Consider the following 19,763-nt stretch of genomic DNA (forward strand, 5'->3'; position numbering starts at 1 on the left):
AATAAATATAATTAATTCTCCCTTACCAACAATCCATCAGCAAAATTGCGCAGGTATTGTTTATGTTCTTCGGGCAAATTAATGGCATCAAGCGCTTCGAAAGCTTTGTCGGCATACTGCTGCATTACATCTTCGGCATATTGCCTAATGTTTAGCGCGTTGTAAATTGCAGTTACCGCCTCAACTTTTTCGACTGCGTCAAATTGCTTTAAGGCTGTCCAGCTATCCAGTTCGGCAGCCTGCTGCTTGTTTGCAAGTTCAAGTGCTTTTATTTGCAGGTAGGTTTTTTTGTTCGATATAATATCGCCGCCAACTTGTTTGCCGAACTTTTCCGGGTCGCCGTAAACGTCCAGGATGTCATCCTGTAATTGAAAGGCAAGACCTATGTTTTCACCAAACCCACTTAACAATTCCGCATCTTTTACATCAGCGCCACCGATAAGTGCGCCAATTTTCAACGCGCCGCCTAATACGACTGCTGTTTTAAGGCGAATCATGTTCAAATACTCATCAATGTTTACGTGATCCAACTCCTCAAACTCCATATCCAGTTGCTGGCCTTCGCAAACGCCGACTGCAGTTTTATTAAATATATCGAGTATAGGGCGTAACAGGCGGTCTTCCACCTGCATCATCAGCTTGTAGCCCTCCACCAGCATTACATCTCCCGACAGGATGGCTGCATTTTTATTCCAGCGCTCATGCACGGTTGTGTGGCCGCGGCGGAGGGGCGCGTTGTCCATAATATCGTCGTGCATCAACGTAAAATTGTGAAACACTTCAATCGCAAGCGCAGGCTTGATGGCTGCATCAACATCGCCGCCAAATAAGTCGCAGGCCATTAACAGCAATGCAGGCCGCATTCGTTTGCCACCAAGCGACAGGATATAAGTTAAAGGCTCATATAATTGTGCAGGATATCCCGGGAAATTCAGTTCTTTTACCGCATCACTGATAATCTCCTGCAGTTCGTTCAATTGTTTCATGTGTTTTTTATTCACAGCAACGGTTTCAATATCCCGGTACGCCTGGGGTATCCATTCGGTCCTAATCATTTTATCCGCAGCCATTTTTTGATTTACCCTTAATCTTGTACCAGCGAAAAGTCAATCTGTTTTTTGGTCAAATCAACGTTTTTCACTTTTATTCTCACCTCATCGCCAAGCTGGTAAACTTTCTTTTTACGCTGACCGATGATGGCGTAATTTTTTTCATCTAAAGTATAAAAGTCGTCGGATATATCGCGCAGCCTTATCATACCTTCGCATTTATTCTCAATAATTTCCACATACATACCCCATTCGGTGACGCCTGATATTACGCCGCTAAATACGTTGCCCACCTGGTCGCGCAAGTATTCGGCCTGTTTGTATTTAACGGAAGCGCGTTCAGCATCAGCAGCTTTTTTCTCCATTTGCGAGCTGTGCTGGCAAAGCTTCTCGTAGTGCTCCTCGTTAGCCGACTGTCCGCCATTTAAATAATGAAACAACAATCTGTGTACCATTACATCCGGGTAGCGACGGATAGGAGAGGTGAAGTGGGTGTAATGGTCGAATGCCAGCCCGTAATGGCTGGAACTTTTAGTCGTGTAAATAGCTTTAGCCATCGAGCGGATGGCCAGTTGGGTAAGCACGTTTTGCTCTTTTTTGCCTTCCACATCCTCCATTAAATAGTTAAGGGATTTTGCCGTTTCCTTGTCCGATTTGGTGTTTATCCTATAGCCAAATTTCGCAGCAAATTGCGCAAAATTAGCCAGCGCGTCTGGTTTGGGGGTATCATGCACACGGTAAACAAAGGTGTATTTATGTTTGCCTTTGCCCATTTTGCTTACATGTTCAGCAACTTTACGGTTGGCCAGTAGCATAAAATCTTCTATCAGCTTGTGTGCGTCTTTACGTTCTTTCACGTAAACGCCGGTCGGTTTGCCGGTTTCATCAAGCTTAAATTTCACCTCGGTGGTTTCAAAGCTGATGGCGCCATTTTTAAACTTGCGCTCACGCAGCTTGTAGGCCAGGGAATTAAGTTTTAATATTTCCTGCTCAAAATCGCCGACTTTATTTTCAATAACTTCCTGCACTTCCTCGTAAGTAAAGCGCCTGTTCGAGTGGATTACTGTTTTGCCAAACCATTGGCTAATTACGTTTGCATCCTCGTCCATTTCAAACACTGCGGCGAAGCAAAGTTTGTCTTCTTTCGGCCTTAACGAGCACAAGCCGTTCGATAAACGTTCGGGGAGCATCGGTATCACTCTGTCTACCAGGTAAACCGATGTTGCACGGTCAAGGGCCTCTTTATCCAAAGCTGAGTCGGGCATTATGTAATGCGATACGTCAGCAATGTGGACACCTACTTCGTAATTGCCGTTCTCCAGTACCCTGAATGATAGCGCGTCATCAAAATCCTTGGCATCAAATGGGTCGATGGTAAATGTCGTAACATTTCTGAAATCGCGCCTTTTGGCAATTTCTTCAGGTGTGATAACATCTGATATTTCTTCCGACTCATGCTCAACCTCGGCAGGGAATGCCAGCGGGAAACCGTACTCTGCAAGTATGGCGTTCATCTCCGTATTATTGTCGCCCTGTTTACCTAAAATATGTTTGATACGACCTATGGGGTTTTTGGCATCAACAGGCCAGTCGGTAATTTCGGCAACTGCTTTTATCCCATTTTTGGCGCCGTTTAGCTCGCTCATCGGGATAAAAATATCGTGCATCATTTTACGATCGTCGGGGATGAAAAATGCAAACCGCTCGGATAGTTTTACAATACCTGTAAACTCCATTTTGGCTCGCTGTAATATTTCAATTACTTCGCCTTCTTTGTGTTTTCCTTTGCTTTTGGCGTAAACGTAAACTTTAACGCGGTCGCCGTTCAAAGCGGTGCGCAGTTTACGGGGAGCAACGAAAATATCGCTTTCAAACTCATCATCGGTAATTATAAATGCCGAGCCATCAGCGGTAAGGTCAACTTTACCTTCAATAAAAGTTTTTAGCTCAAGCAACTGGAATTTACCGTGGGTTATTTCTTTTAAGACGCCTTTTTTTGTTTCATCCTTCAGGACATTGAATATAATTTCGTTCGCTTCAGAATCGCGGATATTTAGTTTTGCTGCAACTTGCTTTGTATTTAATGGCGTATTGCCGTTTTGTTCAAATATATCAAGCACCAGTTGCGTGAATACTTTATTTATAGATGAACTGTTTTTCTTTTTAGACATAGATAGAATTAATGTGTCACTGCAAAGATACGATTGTTTTCATTGCGGAATGCGGAGTGTCGATTGCGGAACGTTTTGAATGTGAGAAATTGAAATGCATGGTACTTTTATCAATTCGAAGCATTTTCTTCATCAAACTTTTTTAGCTCTTTTGATGATTTACCTGATAACACATCAGGCAGCCAATTCATAAGATCTGGGTCGTTGATAGTTTTGTTGTTTTGTATATTGTTTATAAGTGCTATGACTTCGGGGTTGGTATAATTATCAATAATTATCCGTTTTCGTAAAAAATCAGGCGAGATGGCATGGTCTAATATGGTGACTGGTAACTTCCTGGCATTGTACAAATCAAGAACGGTGTTGCATAACTTAACATAGTCGTGCACATCGAGGTTTTGCATTGCACAGATAGATATTGCCACTTGACCTGTATTAAATTTTCCATCGTTTAAAAATGAAAGTACATCGTTAAAGTAAAACTTACTATGTTCAAGTACATTTACAAAAGGCTTGTCAGCTAAAAGCTCTTCATAAAAGTCAAGTGTGTCATTTCTATGTTTCCCGATAAAACTAATGAAATCGATTTTGTTAAAATTTGCTTCCTGTTGATGCTGTTGTATTGGCTTGCTATGATTAGCTTTTTCTGTGCAACCGAAAACAATACACGATAGAATTGAAAAAAGTGCGCTGATGTACGGGTTGGTTTTTATAATCATATAAAACTTTACCTTCCTGGAATAGAAGCAATCAACCTCTTCGTATATTCTTCCGTCGGATGATAGTAAATCTCATCCGGGTCGCCCATTTCCACAATTTCGCCCTTGTTCATCACCATCATCCTGTCCGAAATATGTTTAATCACCGCCAAATCGTGCGAGATAAAAATATAAGTCAAATTAAACTCCTGTTGTAACTCCCTTATCAAGTTAAGCACCTGCGCCTGTACCGATACATCCAGTGCCGAAACAGATTCATCGCAAATGATAAACTTAGGTTGCAACGCCAGCGCACGGGCAATTACTATCCGCTGCCGCTGCCCGCCGGAAAATTCGTATGGGTAACGATTGAAATGTTCGGGCAGTAGGTTTACACGTTCCAAAAGTTCCAGCACCTTTTTTTTGCGTTTGGTGTCGTTAGTGTAAAACTGGTGTACCTGTAAGGGTTCCATCAGCGAGTCGCCAACTGTTAGGCGCGGGTTGAGAGACGAATAGGGGTCCTGGAAGATAATTTGAATATCCTTCCTGATATCGCGCAGATCGTTTTTCTTTAACGAGCGTAAATCGGTATTGCCAAACTCTATGCTGCCCGATGTTGGTTCTATCAACCTTAAAATGCTTCGCCCCAGCGTCGTTTTACCGCAGCCCGATTCACCAACAAGTCCCAATGTCTCGCCCGGGTATACATCAAAACTTACCTGGTTAACCGCCTTTACTACCGACTTTGACCTGCTGAACATACCGCCATTCACCGGGAACCAAGTGCTAAGGTTGTTTATTTTTAACAGCGGCTCGCGGCTGTACAATAACGTCTTTTTGTCTTTTATTTCATTCAGATGGTAGGCATACCCTTCCCGGATTTTTTTAATGGTCTCCGCTTTTTTATCGTTTGTATCTAAAAAATCCGCAATTACCGGCAGCCTCTTTAAATGCAGGCCCGGCACAGGCCTGCAGGCCAGCAAACCTTTTGTATATGGATGTTTTGGATGCTGAAATAGTTGTTTTACCGGGGCCTCTTCCACCACTTCTCCCTTGTACATCACCAACACCCGGTCGGCAATTTCACTGATGACACCGAGGTCGTGCGATATAAATATCAGGCTCATATTACGCTCAGCCTTCAGCTTTAGCAATAATTCGATAATGGTCTTCTGCACAGTAACATCCAGTGCGGTAGTTGGCTCATCGGCAATTAATATTTCCGGGTTGCAGGATAGCGCCATGGCAATCATTACCCTTTGCTTTTGTCCGCCCGATATTTGGTGCGGGTAGCTGTCGAATATCGCTTCTGGTCGTGGTAGCTGAACTTCATTGAAAAGGGCTATGGTTCTTTCTTTCGCCTCGGCTTTGCTTACCTTTAAGTGCAATTGAATGGCTTCGGTGATTTGGTACCCGCAAGTTAACACCGGGTTAAGCGACGTCATAGGTTCCTGGAAAATCATCGCCATCTGGTTACCACGGACGGCACGCATTTCGCTTTCGGGAATACTACATAAACTATTGTTATTCAGTAAAATATGGCCACTTATTTCAGCCTGCTTTTTATCAAGTAAACGCATCAGCGCCAACGATGTTACCGACTTGCCCGAACCTGATTCGCCGACTATGCCGATGGTTTCACCTTTTTTTAGGTTAAAAGAGATTCCTTTAACCGCTTCAAATAAACCGTTTTGAGTTTTAAATTTTATTGAAAGGTTTTGTACCTGCAGCATTATGTACCAACAATGGTTATGTGCTCGTCAGTAATCAGTTCCTCGCCGCGGTAGCGCCTTAGCAATTGTGCAGTTGCCACTACATCTTTTTGGCAATAGGTGCTAATACGGTCGAGTTCATTATCAACCCAGTATACTTTACCGACCATGCTACCGTCGATATCATCTTTCGGAGTCGGTATATTGAAGATAGCCGTAAGTAGGCTAAGCGATGTGTAATTTTTATAATCCCCGAATTTCCAGAGTTCCATGGTATCCAGGTGGTTTATTTCCCAGGGTTTTTTGCCGGCAAGTTCCAGTTGGTTTGGTATCCGTACACCATTTACCAGCATACGGCGGCAGATGTACGGAAAATCAAACTCTTTGCCGTTATGCGCACAAAGTATCAAGCTTGCCGGTTGGCCATTTAGCAAAGCAGAAAATTTCTCCAGTAACTCCTTCTCATCGTGCGATGCGATGGACTTTACCCTTAAGCCAACATTACGCCCATTGGTAAATATTCCCATCGATATACAGATGATCTTGCCAAACTCGGCCCAGATGCCGGCCCGCTCGTAAAATGCTTCAGCGGTTTCTTCCTTGCGCTGGTGCAACGTTTTAAGGTCCCAGAATTTTTGAAAGTGCTCCGGAACCTCGTCGAAACTTTTGTATTGCGGCACAGTTTCAATATCAAGTACCATCAGGTTATGAAGGTCGTATTGCTCGAGCATTTAGTAATGTTTGTTTTTTGAGGCAAGATAGTAAATCAGTTGGCAGTTTGCAGTCGGCAGTGGACAGTTTTTAGTTGTGACGCGCTAAATTTACATTTAAACCATCCAATTCCGGTCATTAACTATTAACCATCGCCTATGAACTAATCACTTAGCCAGCACTTCGAACCCTATATGAACCGTATTACCATTCCCATCAACCAAGGTTAGCGTATGCTTGCCAGCGGGCGGGTTTAGCGCTATCTGATGAAAGTCTTTCGTTTCGCCTACATACTTATCGTCCAAATGCCAGAATATTTTTACACCTGCCACCCTGTGCGCTGCATTGAAAATAACCCTGCCGCGCGTGCCATCTGCTTCCAGCGGCACATAAATTTTAGCACCGTCTTTTGGGTAGATAACTTCCATCGGCTGGGCGCTTTCGCCCTGCACACAATCCGGCCGGAAAGGCGGCAGCACCCGGTATTGGTAATTTTTCGTTTTATAGTAATACTCCATCGATGGCGGCAGCACAAACCAGTTTTTGTTAACGATTTGGTTCGGCGGCACACAATTGCCTGTAACCTGCCATTTACCATCGGCACTTAGATGTACCAATTGGTGATATGGGCAAACCTGCACTTTTAAGCCGCTCTTTGGCACCCACATATCGTCGGTATCATCACAATACTGGCCTGCGCGGTAGCCGCTTTGGTGGCACACTTTAATTTTTACCATTTCACCAACCGGCATCTCAAACCAGTCACGGGTAACCGGCAGCAGCCTGAATATCTCGAAAAGGGCAGGGGCGGCGGTGTTTATCCCGGTAAGGTTTGGCCTGCCTTCGCCATCCGTATTACCCACCCAAACGCCCACAACATATTTCGGCGTTATGCCAATCGCCCAGCCATCCCTGAAGCCAAAGCTGGTTCCCGTCTTCCAGGCAACCCGCTGGCTCGAGCTGAATTGTTGCCACAGCATTTCTTCACCGGGTCGCATCACTTCTTCCATGGCCTGCAATGTGTAATATATGGAACCCGCATCCAGCAGGCCTGCTTTTTCAAATTCAGGCTTCGGTTTTTCGCTTATATTATAAACAGGGTTATGGTAATCTGCCGGGTCATATTTGCCATTGTATTTGTTGTAGTGGTTCAACACCCGCGCCATATCAGCATAAGCGCCGGTTAGCTCCCAGAGTGTGTTTTCGCCGCCGCCTAAAATAAGTGATAGGCCATAATGATCGGCGGGTTTGGTTAGGGTGGTAATACCCATTTTATGAAGCGCGTCATAAAATCTTTCATACTTAAATTGCTGCAGCATTTTTACAGCCGGAACATTTAACGAGCGCGATAAGGCCCTCGATGCAGGTACAGCGCCATCATAACCCAAATCAAAGTTCTCCGGGTGATAGCCGGCAATTTGTGTAGGTATATCAGGCATCAGGCTGTTTGGCAGCAACAGGCCGTCGTGCAGCATGTTGGCGTACAATATCGGTTTTAAGGTGCTGCCGGGGCTACGCGGCGCATCAACTACATCCACATCGCTTTCCATCTCGGGGTCTTCGGGGTGTGCTATGTTACCTGCGTAGGCCAGTGCCGCCCCCGTTTCCACGTCAAGCACCACCGCAGCTATATTATTTACATGGTTCGACTTTAATACCTGGTGGTGCCGCTCCAATATTTCATTTATTTGTTGTTGCAAGGCTGAGCGTATGCTGGTTTTAAGCCGGGTGTCGCCATGGGTGTTATTCTTATGGTCGGTTTTAAAACGCTGCAGCAGGTGCGGGGCAAGCTGCGGTAAGGGCACGGGTCTGTCGGGCACGGGTTCAAATTTTGCCAGTGCCGCTGTGGTTGAATCAATTATGTTTTGCTGATAGAGCTTATCGAGCAGCAGGTTTCTCTTTTTTAAAAGAATTTGCCTGTTCTTACCCGGATGCACCAGCGACGGCGAATTTGGCAATACCGCCATCGTCGCCATTTCGCCCCATGACAACTTATCAGGGCTGCGCCCAAAATATCGCCAAGACGCTGCATCCAACCCGATAACATTGCTGCCGAAAGGGGCATTGCTGGCATAAAGTGACAGTATTTCCTCCTTGCTATAACCAACCTCCAGCCTCACAGCCATAAATATGTCACTTATTTTGTTCCAGATGTTGCGTTTATGCTTGGTGGCCAGCCTGATTACCTGCATTGTAATGGTGCTGCCTCCGCTTGTTACTTTTTTCGAACGGAAGTTTTGTTTAATAGCCCTGCCCATTGCAAGCGCGTCAAAACCGGGATGGCGCATAAAGCGTTTATCCTCAAAGGCAATAATACACTGCTTAAACTTTTCGGGCACATTAGCGTTTGGCGGGAAGCGCCATTGGCCATCAGTAGCGATGGAGGCGCCAAGCAACTGGCCATCGGCATCATCAATAACATACGACGTTGGGCTGTTAAATAGTGGCTTGGGTAAACAAAACCAGAACACGATAAACAAAGCCAATAAAAACGCGAGTATTATTATTACTTTTGGTTTTTTAAGAAAAGTTTTTAGTCGATTTAAACCCAGTCGCATTTATTGGAATGAAGATAGGAAAGTTATCAATTATTATCCCCGCTTACAACGAAGGTAATACGATACATTTAATTTTAGATAAAATTAAGGCCGTTAACCTTATTGAGGATATTCAAAAAGAGGTAATTATTGTAAACGATTTTTCATCTGACCATACCGAACAAGCTGTCCAAGACTATCAGCAAAACAACCCCGATCTGCCAATCAGCTACTACAAGCACGAACACAATAAAGGCAAAGGTGCCGCATTGCACACTGGCATATCCAAAGCGACAGGCGAATACCTTATTATACAGGATGCCGATTTGGAATATGATCCCGCCGAATATAACGACTTACTAAAACCCGTTTGTGCCGGCTTTGCCGATGTGGTTTATGGCTCCCGCTTTATGGGCAGCAACCCCCACCGTATCCTTTTTTTCTGGCACACCATTGGCAACCGCTGGTTAACATTTGCATCAAACATGTTCAGCAACCTTAACCTTACGGATATGGAAACCTGTTACAAGCTGTTTGACACCAAACTCATCCAGTCCATAAAACTAATAGAGCAGCGCTTCGGCTTTGAGCCTGAAGTTACCCAGAAAATTGCCCGCGTACCGAAAATTCGTATTTATGAAGTTGGTATATCTTACTATGGCCGTACCTATGAAGACGGTAAAAAAATAGGCTGGAAAGATGGCGTGCGCGCTATTTATTGTATCCTGAAATACGGACTGTTTAAGGCTTAAAAAAATAGGCAGTTTATCTGCTGCAGGGCCCACGTTGAGTGGCCCCCGCGGAAACGGATGAAACAGTTGATACCACTAAATTATTTTACCTGCCTTCTGCCACATTACTGTGGTGGCCTTACGCTGCGCAACCGGTTATCAGCCCAGTCGGCGCCGAAGAGGAGAAAAAGAAGATAAGAAGCTTATACCTTTAGCTGCTATTTTTGGCTGATTCTATTTGAGCATACCGTTAAACATTGTATGAAATTTAAAAATCCCCCGGTTAGGGGGAAAATGGGCTTGCATGAAAGATTTATTTTTACATCGCCATATTATTTTACCTAAATAATAAGGTCAGTTAATAGTTAATCTAAAAAGTCATTGGCGCAAGGCGAATGACTTTTTTGTTTATTTACTAAAACTTAATATAAAAATAACGGATACTGGTTAATACACTCATATTCACTTGTATTATTAGTTATAAATATGAAAATAATTAAGCTGTGAGTTTAAAGAGCATCAGTCCTTGCAATAAAATTTTGTGGGTTTACTTAAAAATATCTACTTTCGCGCCGCATTGTTATTTGAAAGAATAACCATACATCTATCCAAATATAAACCATGAGAAGAAAACAATACCTGAAAATATTTTTGTTTCTGGCATTCATAATTGGCGCTACTTCGTGTATCGATCAAAAGAAATATATCTATTTTCAAAAAAATGCAAATCAATCAGACACAATTAGCGTAGCACAGGCTTATGTACCTAAAATACAGACTGGAGATATTCTAGCAATTACTATAGGTTCATTAAACCCTGCGGCAAGCAGCTTTTTCAACCCCTTTTCAACGAGTGCGGCAGTACCTGATAACACTTCAGCAAACGGGGCTCCAAGTACAGGTGCGGTATCAGCGCCGTCATCGGTAGGGAATTTGGTTGATGCCGCAGGTGTGATCGAGATTCCTATTGTTGGGTTGGTTAAAGTTGCCGGGCTTACAACTTCTGAAGCCAGGGATACAATTAAAAACAAGCTGAAGTTTTACTTAAAAGAACCCACAGTAAATGTGCGTTTCTTAAACTACAAAATATCTGTAATGGGAGAAGTAATGCACCCCTCAGTATATGTTATTCCTAATGAACGGGTTTCACTGCCCGAGGCCATTAGCATGGCCGGCGATCTTACACCTTTTGCCAAACACGAGAATTTATTGGTGATAAGAGACAACAACGGCAAAAAAGAATTTGGCCGGGTTGACTTAAACAGCAGAGAGATATTTACTTCCCCTTATTATTACTTGCATTCAGGCGATATTGTTTATGTTGAACAAACAAAAACAAAAGCTCAGCAAAATGATCCTACCCTGAGGCTGCTGCCAATAATTCTCAGCTCACTTGCAGCATTACTTTTACTTGTCTACAGGATTAAATAAATAATATTAACTAACAGGATATTTTCAATCGATGGATGCTAATAATGATTACAGCGTTGTAACCGAAGACGCGAAAGAGATAAATTTAAGAGAAATTATATTTAAATATCTGCACCATTGGAAGTGGTTTTTATTATCACTAATTATATTCCTTGCGCTGGGCTTTGTTTATATTAGAATTTCTACACCACTATATCAAATTGAAACTGATTTATTAATAAAGCAGGACAAAAATAACCCGACCGGTAGCAGCGATGATATATTGAAGAGTCTGGACCTTTTTTCATCAGACAAGGTAATAGATAACGAGGTGCAAATCCTTAAATCTTATACGTTGATGGAAAAAGTTGTTAAAACTTTAGGGCTAGAGGTTTCATATTATTTAAGTGGTAACGCAAGAAAGTTCCCCATTTATGAGCACCTTCCATTTCGTGCCGAACTGTTAAAATCAAACATTAACAGCTACTCTGATTTTTTAAAAATCAAAATTTTGAATGCTAATGAAGGAGAAATTGACGGCAAAAAATTTAAAATAAACAACCCGGTTCAAACGGAATTTGGCCTGGTGTTGATAAGGGCAGAGCAAATTGATCCTAAATATTTCAATAACGAAATTCAAATAAAATTCAACGACTTGCCCACCTTATACCAGGATTATAGTAAATTATTAAACATCAACCCTGTAAGTAAGGACGGTACCGTACTTATTATCACTTACCAGGATGCTATACCGAAGCGTGGTGAAGACATTTTAAACAGGCTTGTACTTGAATATAATAATGCAGCTGTCGCCGATAAAAATCAAGTTACTGCAAGCACGTTGAACTTCATTCAGACGAGGTTGACCAAATTAGCCGAAGAATTAGGATCGGCAGAGGCAAACGTAGAGACATACAAGTCAAGTAATCGCATAACTGACATTAGTGCACAATCGCAGGTATTTATGCAGAGTGTGCAGGAAAATGACGCGCAGCTAAGCAAGGTGAACATCCAGCTCAGTGTTTTGCATAACCTTGAAGGCTACGTTCATTCCACAAAAGAATCGCCTGATAAATTGCCATCCATGCTGGGTATTGATGATCCTACGCTACTTGGTTTGGTGAGCAATTTGGGCCAGTCTCAACTCAAAAAACAAAGCTTATTAACCACAGTTCCTGAAACAAACCCGATTGTTCACTCAATTAACGATCAGATCGATGCGCTGAAAACGGCTATCGCCCAATCAGTTCAGAATTTAAAAGCCGGCCTGTCTGTTACCAAACAGCAACTTGAAAACAAAAACCGCCAGTTTGAATCTGTTATTAAGCAAGTTCCTTCAAAAGAGCGTGGTTTATTGGATGTAATGCGGCAGCAGGATATTAAAAGTACGCTATTTAACTTTTTGCTGCAAAAACGCGAGGAACAGGAATTGTCGTTGGCGTCGACGCTGGCTGACAGCCGTACAGTTGATGTAGCCCGGAGTACACCAATGCCTGTAAAGCCAGTTAAGCCATTGATTATTATTGTGTTCTTTGCGCTTGGCTTGGTGGTACCAGTTAGCGTAATATATTTGCGCGAAACGCTAAATAACAAAATTGTAAGACGATCAGATATTGAGAAATTAACAAAGGTACCTGTATTAGCGGAGATTGCTCACTCAGACGAATCCATCCCTCTTATAACTGTCGAGAAACCCCGCTCAATGGTATCTGAGCAAATCAGGGCGTTGCGTACCAACTTACAGTTCATCAGTTCGGACCAGGAACATAAAGTATTACTGTTTACTTCGGGCACAAGCGGCGAAGGTAAATCATTCGTGTCATTAAATCTTGGCGCCAGCTTAGCAATGTCGGGCAAAAAAGTTGTTATTCTTGAGCTCGATCTTAGAAAGCCAAAATTGCACATGGCATTAAAAATGGATAATGATAAAGGGCTTTCCAATTATTTGATAACGAATTATAGGTATGATAAGGTTATTAGGGAAATTCCTCAGCAAGAAAATTATCATATAATTACAAGTGGGCCAATTCCACCTAATCCAGCTGAGCTATTGACAAACGGCCGAATAGAATCTCTGATTAAAGATTTAAAAGAAGATTTCGATTTTGTGATTATTGATGCCCCGCCGGTTGGATTAGTTACCGATGCACAAATTTTGGGTCAATATGCCAATGCGACCATGTTTATTGTAAGACACAATTACACTTTCAAGAGCCAGGTATTATTAATTGATGAACTTTATAAGAAAAGGAAATTCCAGAATTTAAATATCGTATTTAACTCTATAGATTATTCTAAAGGTGCTTACGGCTATGGTTACGGTTATGGCTACGGTTATGGTTATGGTTATGGCTATGGCTACGGTGGCGGTTATTACCACGAGGACAAGCCTGCCAAGGTTAGCTTTTTGAAAAAACTTTTTCAAAAAAGGAAGAAGTAGAATTTTATTAATATTTACTACAAGAATTTCTCTGTTACCAGGATAAATTAAAAATATGAAGCTTGATAGTCACGAACAATTTAGAATTGCAATAATTGGGCTGGGTTACGTAGGGTTACCACTTGCCGTTGAATTTGCAAAAAAGTACAAAGTAATTGGATTTGATATCAACAAAGACCGGGTTGAAGAACTGAACGGCGGAAATGACCGCACAAAAGAGGCCAATGTTGAAGAACTGACAAGCGTTATTGAGGTCGGAAAAACAGATGCAGGTAAAGGGCTGGTTTTTTCGTCCAACACAGGCGACCTTCGCAATTATAACACTTTTATAGTAACTGTACCTACGCCAATTAACAAATTCAAAGCGCCGGATCTCACACCATTGTTAAAGGCTTCAGAAATGTTAGGGTCAATACTAAAAAAAGGAGACTTGGTTATTTATGAGTCTACAGTTTACCCGGGTTGTACCGAAGAGGACTGCGTGCCGGTACTCGAAAAAGTATCAGGATTGAAATTTAACACGGATTTTTTTGCCGGATACTCTCCTGAACGGATTAACCCGGGTGATAAAGTAAATACCTTAACAAAAATTAAAAAAGTTACCAGCGGTTCAACTCCGGAAATTGCCGAAAAAGTAGATTTTTTATACCGGTCAATTATCGAGGCCGGCACGCACAAAGCGCCAAGCTTAAAAGTGGCTGAGGCATCAAAGGCCATAGAAAATGCACAACGAGACGTAAATATTTCATTTGTAAACGAATTGGCATTGATTTTTGATAGAATGGGTATCGATACGCACGATGTATTAGATGCGGCAGGTACCAAATGGAATTTTTTGAAGTATAAACCAGGTCTGGTTGGCGGCCATTGCATAGGGGTAGACCCATATTATTTGGCCCACAAAGCCGAATCACTTGGCTATCATCCACAGGTTATCTTATCTGGCAGGCGCGTCAACGATAATATGGGGATGTTTGTAGCTAATAAAGTAGTAAAACTGTTGATACAAAAGGGTCATAAAGTTGCTAAAGCAAGGGCGCTGATATTAGGGATAACTTTCAAAGAAAATTGTCCGGATATACGTAATACCAAAGTGGTTGACATTTATAACGAATTAAAACAATTTGGTTTGGATGTTGAAATAAATGACCCATGGGCTGATGCCGTGGAAGTGAAACATGAATATGGGATTGACCTTTTATCTGAGATTGGTGAAGGTTATGATACAGTGATACTCGCCGTGGCACATGACGAGTACAATACACTGGATTTTAAAAAGATAGTTAAAAACGAGAACTCCGTTATTTTTGATACAAAATCTTTTATTAAAAGAGAATTGGTTGACGCGAGACTGTAAAAGTTTAAACGGATGAATTTAGCAGGTAAAAAAGTATTAGTAACAGGGGCCGATGGATTTATTGGGAGCCACCTGGTTGAAAGGTTGTTGGATGAAGGTTGTACTATAAGAGCTTTTGTTTACTACAATTCTTTTAATAGTTGGGGTTGGCTGGATACGCTGCCAAAAGAGAAACTCGAAAAACTCGAAATATTTTCGGGCGATATTAGAGACCCCAATGGCGTACGAACGGCTATGAAGGACATAGAAGTAGTATTTCATTTAGCAGCTCTTATAGCTATCCCTTTTAGCTACCATTCGCCCGATTCATATATTGATACCAATGTTAAAGGGACGTTGAATATAGTGCAGGCAGCTAAAGATCTTGGTGTAGAAAGGGTCCTGGTTACGTCAACTTCAGAGGTTTACGGAACCGCCCAATATATACCTATTGATGAAAATCACCCACGTCAGCCGCAGTCTCCGTATTCGGCATCAAAAATTGGCGCTGATTGTATTGCCGATTCATTTTACAGGAGTTTCAACTTGCCTTTGACGATTGTAAGGCCGTTCAATACTTTCGGGCCGCGACAGTCAGCAAGGGCCGTTATCCCAACAATAATCACCCAATTGCTAAATGGGAAAGAAGAAATTAAGCTTGGCGACCTTACACCAACCAGGGATTTGCTTTTTGTAAAAGACACCGTAAATGGCTTTGCTGAGATAGCGAAATCAGATTTGCTAATTGGGCACGATTGCAATATCGCAACTCAATCTGAGATTTCGGTTGCTGATCTTGCACAGGAGTTGATAGCGCAAATCAATCCCAATGCCCGCATTGTTACAGATGAGGTGCGCATCAGGCCTGAAAAATCAGAGGTTTTCAGGCTGTACGGGGCAAACGAAAAAATAAGAAAATTCACCAACTGGCAGCAACAGTATGATTTAAAGCAAGGCTTGGCCGAAACCATTGCCTGGTTTAAAAATGCCGAAAACCTGAAGCAATATAAAGCCGATATTTATAATATATGATTCCTTTATCTGTACCTAATCTTGCCGGAAATGAGTGGCAGTATGTGAAAGAATGCCTGGATACCTCGTGGGTATCGTCTGTAGGTAGTTTTGTTAACAGGATGGAAGAAGTATCGGCTGAATTTAGTGGAGTAAATAAGGCGGTTGCCACATCAAATGGTACAGCTGCGCTACACATCAGCCTGCTTTTGGCTGGAGTGCAGCAGGGCGACATGGTTATATTACCCAATATAACATTTGTTGCTCCTGCCAATGCAATCACATATGTGGGAGCTAATCCCCTGTTAATTGATGTTTACGAAGATACGTGGGAATTAGACGTTGAGTTGCTTGAGCTGTTTTTGGACGAAGAGTGCATAATTAGTAACGGCGCATGCCGTCATAAAATTAGTGGCAAGAGAATTCCTGCAATTGTACCCGTTCATGTACTGGGGAATATGGTTAATATGGATAAGCTTATGCCGCTGATGGCAAAGTACCATATACAAGTTATTGAGGATGCTACAGAATCGTTAGGAACGACCTATAAAGGCAAACCTGCAGGTTCGTTTGGCGTTTTTGGTTGCTTAAGCTATAATGGCAATAAAATAATTACAACCGGTGGTGGTGGAATGATTTTGACTAATAATGAACAATTGGCAAAGGAAGCCAAGCACCTCACTACGCAGGCAAAAGCCGACCCGCTGGAGTATTATCACGACCAGGTAGGCTATAATTACAGGATGGTTAATATATTGGCGGCGATGGGGGTTGCCCAAATGGAACAGCTTCCGGGTTTTATACAGCGAAAAAGAGAGATAGCAGAGATGTACAATGCCGGGTTGAAAAATATCCCTGGCTTTAGGGCTCAGCAGACAACTGAGCATGTAACAGCTAATTGCTGGCTTTACACGGGGGTATTCAACAAATCGAACGAATTAATGCACTTTTTAACAGCGAAAGACATACAAACAAGGCCATTTTGGGTACCCATGAATCGTTTACCGGCATTTGCTCTGGATACTTACTATACCAAAAATGATATTGCAGGTAAAGTATACTCCACCTGCCTCAGTTTACCATGCTCAACAAATATAAGTGATGATGAAGTAAATTTTGTCATCGAAAATATAAAGGAATTTTATGCCTAAAAAGCCTTTGATATTGATTGGTGGTGGGGGCCATTGCAAATCGTGCATTGGGGTGATTGAGTCAACGGGCGAGTGGGAGATAAAGGGTATATTGGACGGCAACATCAGTCGGGGCGCTAAAATATTAGGCTATGAAATAATTGGGAATGATACAGACATCGATGAGCTGAATGACGGACTTAATCAGTTTTTTATTACTGTCGGCCAAATAAAATCTGCTGAAACCCGTAAAAGAATTTATAAATCTTTAAAATCAAAAGGTGCAACTATTGCGACAATAGTTTCGGACAAAGCCTCGGTTTCAAAACATGTAACTATTGGAGCAGGAACTATTATTCACCACTTTTGCATAATAAATGCAGACGTGGTTATAGGCGAAAATAACATCATCAATACTGCGGCTAATATCGAACACGATGTTAATTTGGGAGATAATAATCATATTTCAACAGGAGCGATATTAAACGGAAATATTAAAATTGGAAATGATTGTTTCATCGGCAGCGGTACGATTATAGCCAATGGAGTATCAATTGCTGATGAAATAGTTGTTGGCGCAGGTAGTTTGATTTTTAAAAATATTGAGCTCGCCGGAATATATGCAGGTTCTCCGGTCAAAATGATAAAAAATGGATAGAGTACTAATAATAGCAGAGGCTGGTGTAAATCATAACGGAAGTATTGATCTGGCTTTTAAGCTTATTGATGCCGCCAAAGATGCTGATGCAGATTATGTGAAATTTCAAACCTTTAAGGCTGTTAATCTGGTTAGCAGGCAAGCAAAAAAGGCTGCATACCAATCTGAAAATGTTACTTCGTCGTCCGACACTCAGTTTGATATGTTGAAAAAACTAGAGCTGACCGAACAACAACACTATGAGTTGAAAGCCTACGCCGAAGCGAAGGGAATAAAATTTCTGTCGACCGGATTTGATGAAGAAAGTATAGATTTTTTAGACAAATTAGGCATCGATTTTTTCAAAGTTCCATCAGGTGAAATCACCAATTATCCCTATCTTAAACACATAGCGTCAAAAAAGAAACCGGTAATTCTATCTACCGGGATGACAACACTTGGTGAAATCGAAAGCGCTTTAACGCTGCTGATAGACAATGGAATTGATAAAAACGATATCAAAATATTACATTGCAACACCGAATACCCGACGCCAATGGTTGACGTCAACCTGCGCGCAATGAACAGTATTGCTGCTGCGTTTGGTGTTGAGGTAGGTTATTCAGACCATACACTGGGGATTGAAATACCGATTGCCGCAGTTGCAATGGGCGCCTCAGTTATTGAGAAACATTTTACGCTTGACAAAAAGATGGACGGGCCCGACCACAAGGCGTCGTTAGATCCTGCGGAACTTAAAAATATGATTTCTGCCATACGCAACGTTGAGCTGGCGATTTCGGGTACTGGATTCAAACAGCCAAGTAATTCGGAAAAGAAGAACATGGCTATTGCGCGCAAAAGCATTCATTTAAAAACCGCCCTCAAAAAAGGGACTAAATTATCATACCAGGATTTAATTATGCTGCGCCCCGGCGATGGCATAACACCTTTTGATATTGACAAAATAGTTGGCTTAACGCTAAAAGCAGATGTTGAGGCGTGGCATAAACTTTCCTGGCACGATTTATCATGAGAGTTGCAGTATTGACAAGTTCCAGAGCTGACTACGGCATTTACAGGCCTTTATTAAAGGCTTTTAAAGCGGATGCTTATTTCGATTTGAGCGTTATTGCTTTTGGGTCTCATTTGTCAAAATATCATGGGTACACCATTCAAAATATCCTGGAGGATGGTTTCAATGTTGACTATACAGTATCGTCTCTTTTACTTACCGACGATGAAAACGCAATTAGTACCGCTATTGGCTTAACGACAATAAAATTTGCTGAATTTTGGCAGGCGCACGCAGGTGATTTTGACATTGTTTTTTGCCTTGGAGATCGTTTTGAAATGTTTGCGGCAGTTATGGCCGGGCTTAGTTATGGTGTCCCTTTCGCTCACCTTCATGGCGGAGAAATTACACTCGGGGCTATTGACAATGTTTTCAGGCATAGCATTAGTATGGCGGCTAAGCTACATTTTGTTTCTACTCAGGCTTTTGCTGACAAGATAAGCGCTTTGCGCGACGATTATACAGGACAAAGCGATAATATTATTGTTTCAGGTGCCTTAAGTCTCGACAATTTGAGAGAGATTGAGTTTCTGAACGATGCGGAATTCTTAAAGAAATGGCAAATTGACTTGTCAATTCCCACCATACTCATAACTATTCATCCTGAAACTGTTGAGCCTGAAAAAAACAAGCTTTACTTACAAGAAGTTTTACCTGTCTTAACTGAACTAAAAAAACAATACCAATTGGTAATTACGATGCCTAATGTGGATACGAACGGTATAATTTATCGGGAGGCTTTCATTGATTTTGGGGGCAGATATCCGGATAGGGTGAAGCTAATTGAAAATTTCGGGACACAAAGCTACTTTACTTGCATGCAAAGAGTTGATTTTATGTTGGGAAACACGTCAAGCGGTATTATTGAAGCTGCTTCATTTAATAAATTTGTTATAAATGTGGGTGATAGGCAAAAAGGGAGGCTAGCGGGCTCGAATGTTATTCAATGCCCGTTTAATAAAGAGCAAATATTAAAAGCTGTTGCGGATATAAAAAATGCTTCTCCCCGGCAATTTGAAAATATCTATTATAACGGCGGTGCAACCGAAAAAATTGTCAATAAGTTGAAGTCGATAGAATATCGTTAAGCTTTTTAAAACTTAATCTTAATAATG

General features: G+C 41.9%; 15 protein-coding genes. 9 read left to right on the plus strand and 6 right to left on the minus strand.

Annotated elements, in window-relative coordinates; translation table 11 throughout:
* Positions 1–11 precede the first annotated feature (11 nt).
* The 6 genes from Q0R52_RS15475 to pbpC form a co-directional block, all read right to left on the minus strand.
* Positions 12–1,055, minus strand: coding sequence for a polyprenyl synthetase family protein (locus Q0R52_RS15475; protein WP_366520907.1), 1,044 nt, complete (start codon positions 1,053–1,055; stop codon positions 12–14).
* Between the two features lie 29 nt (positions 1,056–1,084).
* Positions 1,085–3,220 carry a ribonuclease R gene (rnr, locus tag Q0R52_RS15480; protein WP_295795834.1) on the minus strand — a complete coding sequence of 712 codons (2,136 nt, stop codon included), beginning with the start codon at positions 3,218–3,220 and terminating at the stop codon, positions 1,085–1,087.
* A 110-nt stretch (positions 3,221–3,330) separates the two neighbouring features.
* Complete coding sequence (locus tag Q0R52_RS15485) at positions 3,331–3,939, minus strand: hypothetical protein (protein ID WP_295795836.1); 609 nt, start codon at positions 3,937–3,939, stop codon at positions 3,331–3,333.
* Positions 3,940–3,947: 8 nt separating this feature from the next.
* Positions 3,948–5,651 (minus strand): ABC transporter ATP-binding protein, encoded by a 1,704-nt coding sequence (locus Q0R52_RS15490; RefSeq protein WP_295795838.1) that lies wholly within the window; start codon positions 5,649–5,651, stop codon positions 3,948–3,950.
* Positions 5,651–6,361 carry a 3'-5' exonuclease gene (locus Q0R52_RS15495; protein ID WP_295795840.1) on the minus strand — a complete coding sequence of 237 codons (711 nt, stop codon included), beginning with the start codon at positions 6,359–6,361 and terminating at the stop codon, positions 5,651–5,653. Before Q0R52_RS15495 ends, Q0R52_RS15490 begins: the two co-directional genes overlap by 1 nt.
* A gap of 147 nt (positions 6,362–6,508) precedes the next feature.
* On the minus strand, positions 6,509–8,812 hold the full coding sequence (pbpC, locus tag Q0R52_RS15500) for a penicillin-binding protein 1C (protein WP_295795842.1): 2,304 nt from the start codon (positions 8,810–8,812) through the stop codon (positions 6,509–6,511).
* Positions 8,813–8,907: 95 nt separating this feature from the next.
* Here pbpC and Q0R52_RS15505 point away from each other — a divergent pair, with 95 nt between their 5' ends.
* The 9 genes from Q0R52_RS15505 to neuC all read left to right on the plus strand — a co-directional run bounded on the left by Q0R52_RS15505 (position 8,908) and on the right by neuC (position 19,736).
* A complete protein-coding gene (locus tag Q0R52_RS15505; RefSeq protein ID WP_295795844.1) occupies positions 8,908–9,630 on the plus strand; it encodes a glycosyltransferase family 2 protein in 723 nt (240 codons plus the stop codon).
* Between the two features lie 600 nt (positions 9,631–10,230).
* Positions 10,231–11,040, plus strand: a complete 810-nt coding sequence (locus tag Q0R52_RS15510; RefSeq protein ID WP_295795846.1) for a polysaccharide biosynthesis/export family protein — start codon at positions 10,231–10,233, stop codon at positions 11,038–11,040.
* Between the two features lie 31 nt (positions 11,041–11,071).
* On the plus strand, positions 11,072–13,459 hold the full coding sequence (locus Q0R52_RS15515; RefSeq protein WP_295795849.1) for a polysaccharide biosynthesis tyrosine autokinase: 2,388 nt from the start codon (positions 11,072–11,074) through the stop codon (positions 13,457–13,459).
* A 55-nt stretch (positions 13,460–13,514) separates the two neighbouring features.
* Positions 13,515–14,816 carry a nucleotide sugar dehydrogenase gene (locus Q0R52_RS15520; RefSeq protein WP_295795851.1) on the plus strand — a complete coding sequence of 434 codons (1,302 nt, stop codon included), beginning with the start codon at positions 13,515–13,517 and terminating at the stop codon, positions 14,814–14,816.
* A 12-nt stretch (positions 14,817–14,828) separates the two neighbouring features.
* A complete protein-coding gene (locus Q0R52_RS15525; RefSeq protein WP_295795853.1) occupies positions 14,829–15,827 on the plus strand; it encodes an NAD-dependent 4,6-dehydratase LegB in 999 nt (332 codons plus the stop codon).
* A complete protein-coding gene (locus Q0R52_RS15530) occupies positions 15,824–16,957 on the plus strand; it encodes a LegC family aminotransferase (protein WP_295795855.1) in 1,134 nt (377 codons plus the stop codon). Before Q0R52_RS15525 ends, Q0R52_RS15530 begins: the two co-directional genes overlap by 4 nt.
* Positions 16,950–17,594 (plus strand): acetyltransferase, encoded by a 645-nt coding sequence (locus Q0R52_RS15535; protein WP_295795857.1) that lies wholly within the window; start codon positions 16,950–16,952, stop codon positions 17,592–17,594. The genes Q0R52_RS15530 and Q0R52_RS15535 overlap by 8 nt, the downstream gene beginning before the upstream one ends.
* Positions 17,587–18,609: an N-acetylneuraminate synthase gene (gene neuB, locus Q0R52_RS15540; protein WP_295795860.1), complete on the plus strand. Its 1,023-nt coding sequence runs from the start codon at positions 17,587–17,589 to the stop codon at positions 18,607–18,609. Before Q0R52_RS15535 ends, neuB begins: the two co-directional genes overlap by 8 nt.
* Complete coding sequence (neuC, locus tag Q0R52_RS15545; RefSeq protein WP_295795861.1) at positions 18,606–19,736, plus strand: UDP-N-acetylglucosamine 2-epimerase; 1,131 nt, start codon at positions 18,606–18,608, stop codon at positions 19,734–19,736. The genes neuB and neuC overlap by 4 nt, the downstream gene beginning before the upstream one ends.
* Positions 19,737–19,763: the final 27 nt, after the last annotated feature.

This window comes from Mucilaginibacter sp. (genome assembly GCF_025359345.1).
GTDB lineage: Bacteria > Bacteroidota > Bacteroidia > Sphingobacteriales > Sphingobacteriaceae > Mucilaginibacter.

Excerpts from the sequence above, each read along its gene's own strand:
- Q0R52_RS15520 (WP_295795851.1), top strand. The coding sequence starts at position 13,515 with ATGAAGCTTGATAGTCACGAACAATTTAGAATTGCAATAATTGGGCTG.
- Q0R52_RS15495 (WP_295795840.1), bottom strand. The coding sequence starts at position 6,361 with ATGCTCGAGCAATACGACCTTCATAACCTGATGGTACTTGATATTGAA.
- Q0R52_RS15530 (WP_295795855.1), top strand. The coding sequence starts at position 15,824 with ATGATTCCTTTATCTGTACCTAATCTTGCCGGAAATGAGTGGCAGTAT.
- Q0R52_RS15535 (WP_295795857.1), top strand. The coding sequence starts at position 16,950 with ATGCCTAAAAAGCCTTTGATATTGATTGGTGGTGGGGGCCATTGCAAA.
- Q0R52_RS15485 (WP_295795836.1), bottom strand. The coding sequence starts at position 3,939 with ATGATTATAAAAACCAACCCGTACATCAGCGCACTTTTTTCAATTCTA.
- Q0R52_RS15475 (WP_366520907.1), bottom strand. The coding sequence starts at position 1,055 with ATGATTAGGACCGAATGGATACCCCAGGCGTACCGGGATATTGAAACC.
- Q0R52_RS15515 (WP_295795849.1), top strand. The coding sequence starts at position 11,072 with ATGGATGCTAATAATGATTACAGCGTTGTAACCGAAGACGCGAAAGAG.
- Q0R52_RS15490 (WP_295795838.1), bottom strand. The coding sequence starts at position 5,651 with ATGCTGCAGGTACAAAACCTTTCAATAAAATTTAAAACTCAAAACGGT.
- neuC (WP_295795861.1), top strand. The coding sequence starts at position 18,606 with ATGAGAGTTGCAGTATTGACAAGTTCCAGAGCTGACTACGGCATTTAC.
- rnr (WP_295795834.1), bottom strand. The coding sequence starts at position 3,220 with ATGTCTAAAAAGAAAAACAGTTCATCTATAAATAAAGTATTCACGCAA.
- Q0R52_RS15525 (WP_295795853.1), top strand. The coding sequence starts at position 14,829 with ATGAATTTAGCAGGTAAAAAAGTATTAGTAACAGGGGCCGATGGATTT.
- Q0R52_RS15510 (WP_295795846.1), top strand. The coding sequence starts at position 10,231 with ATGAGAAGAAAACAATACCTGAAAATATTTTTGTTTCTGGCATTCATA.
- neuB (WP_295795860.1), top strand. The coding sequence starts at position 17,587 with ATGGATAGAGTACTAATAATAGCAGAGGCTGGTGTAAATCATAACGGA.
- Q0R52_RS15505 (WP_295795844.1), top strand. The coding sequence starts at position 8,908 with ATGAAGATAGGAAAGTTATCAATTATTATCCCCGCTTACAACGAAGGT.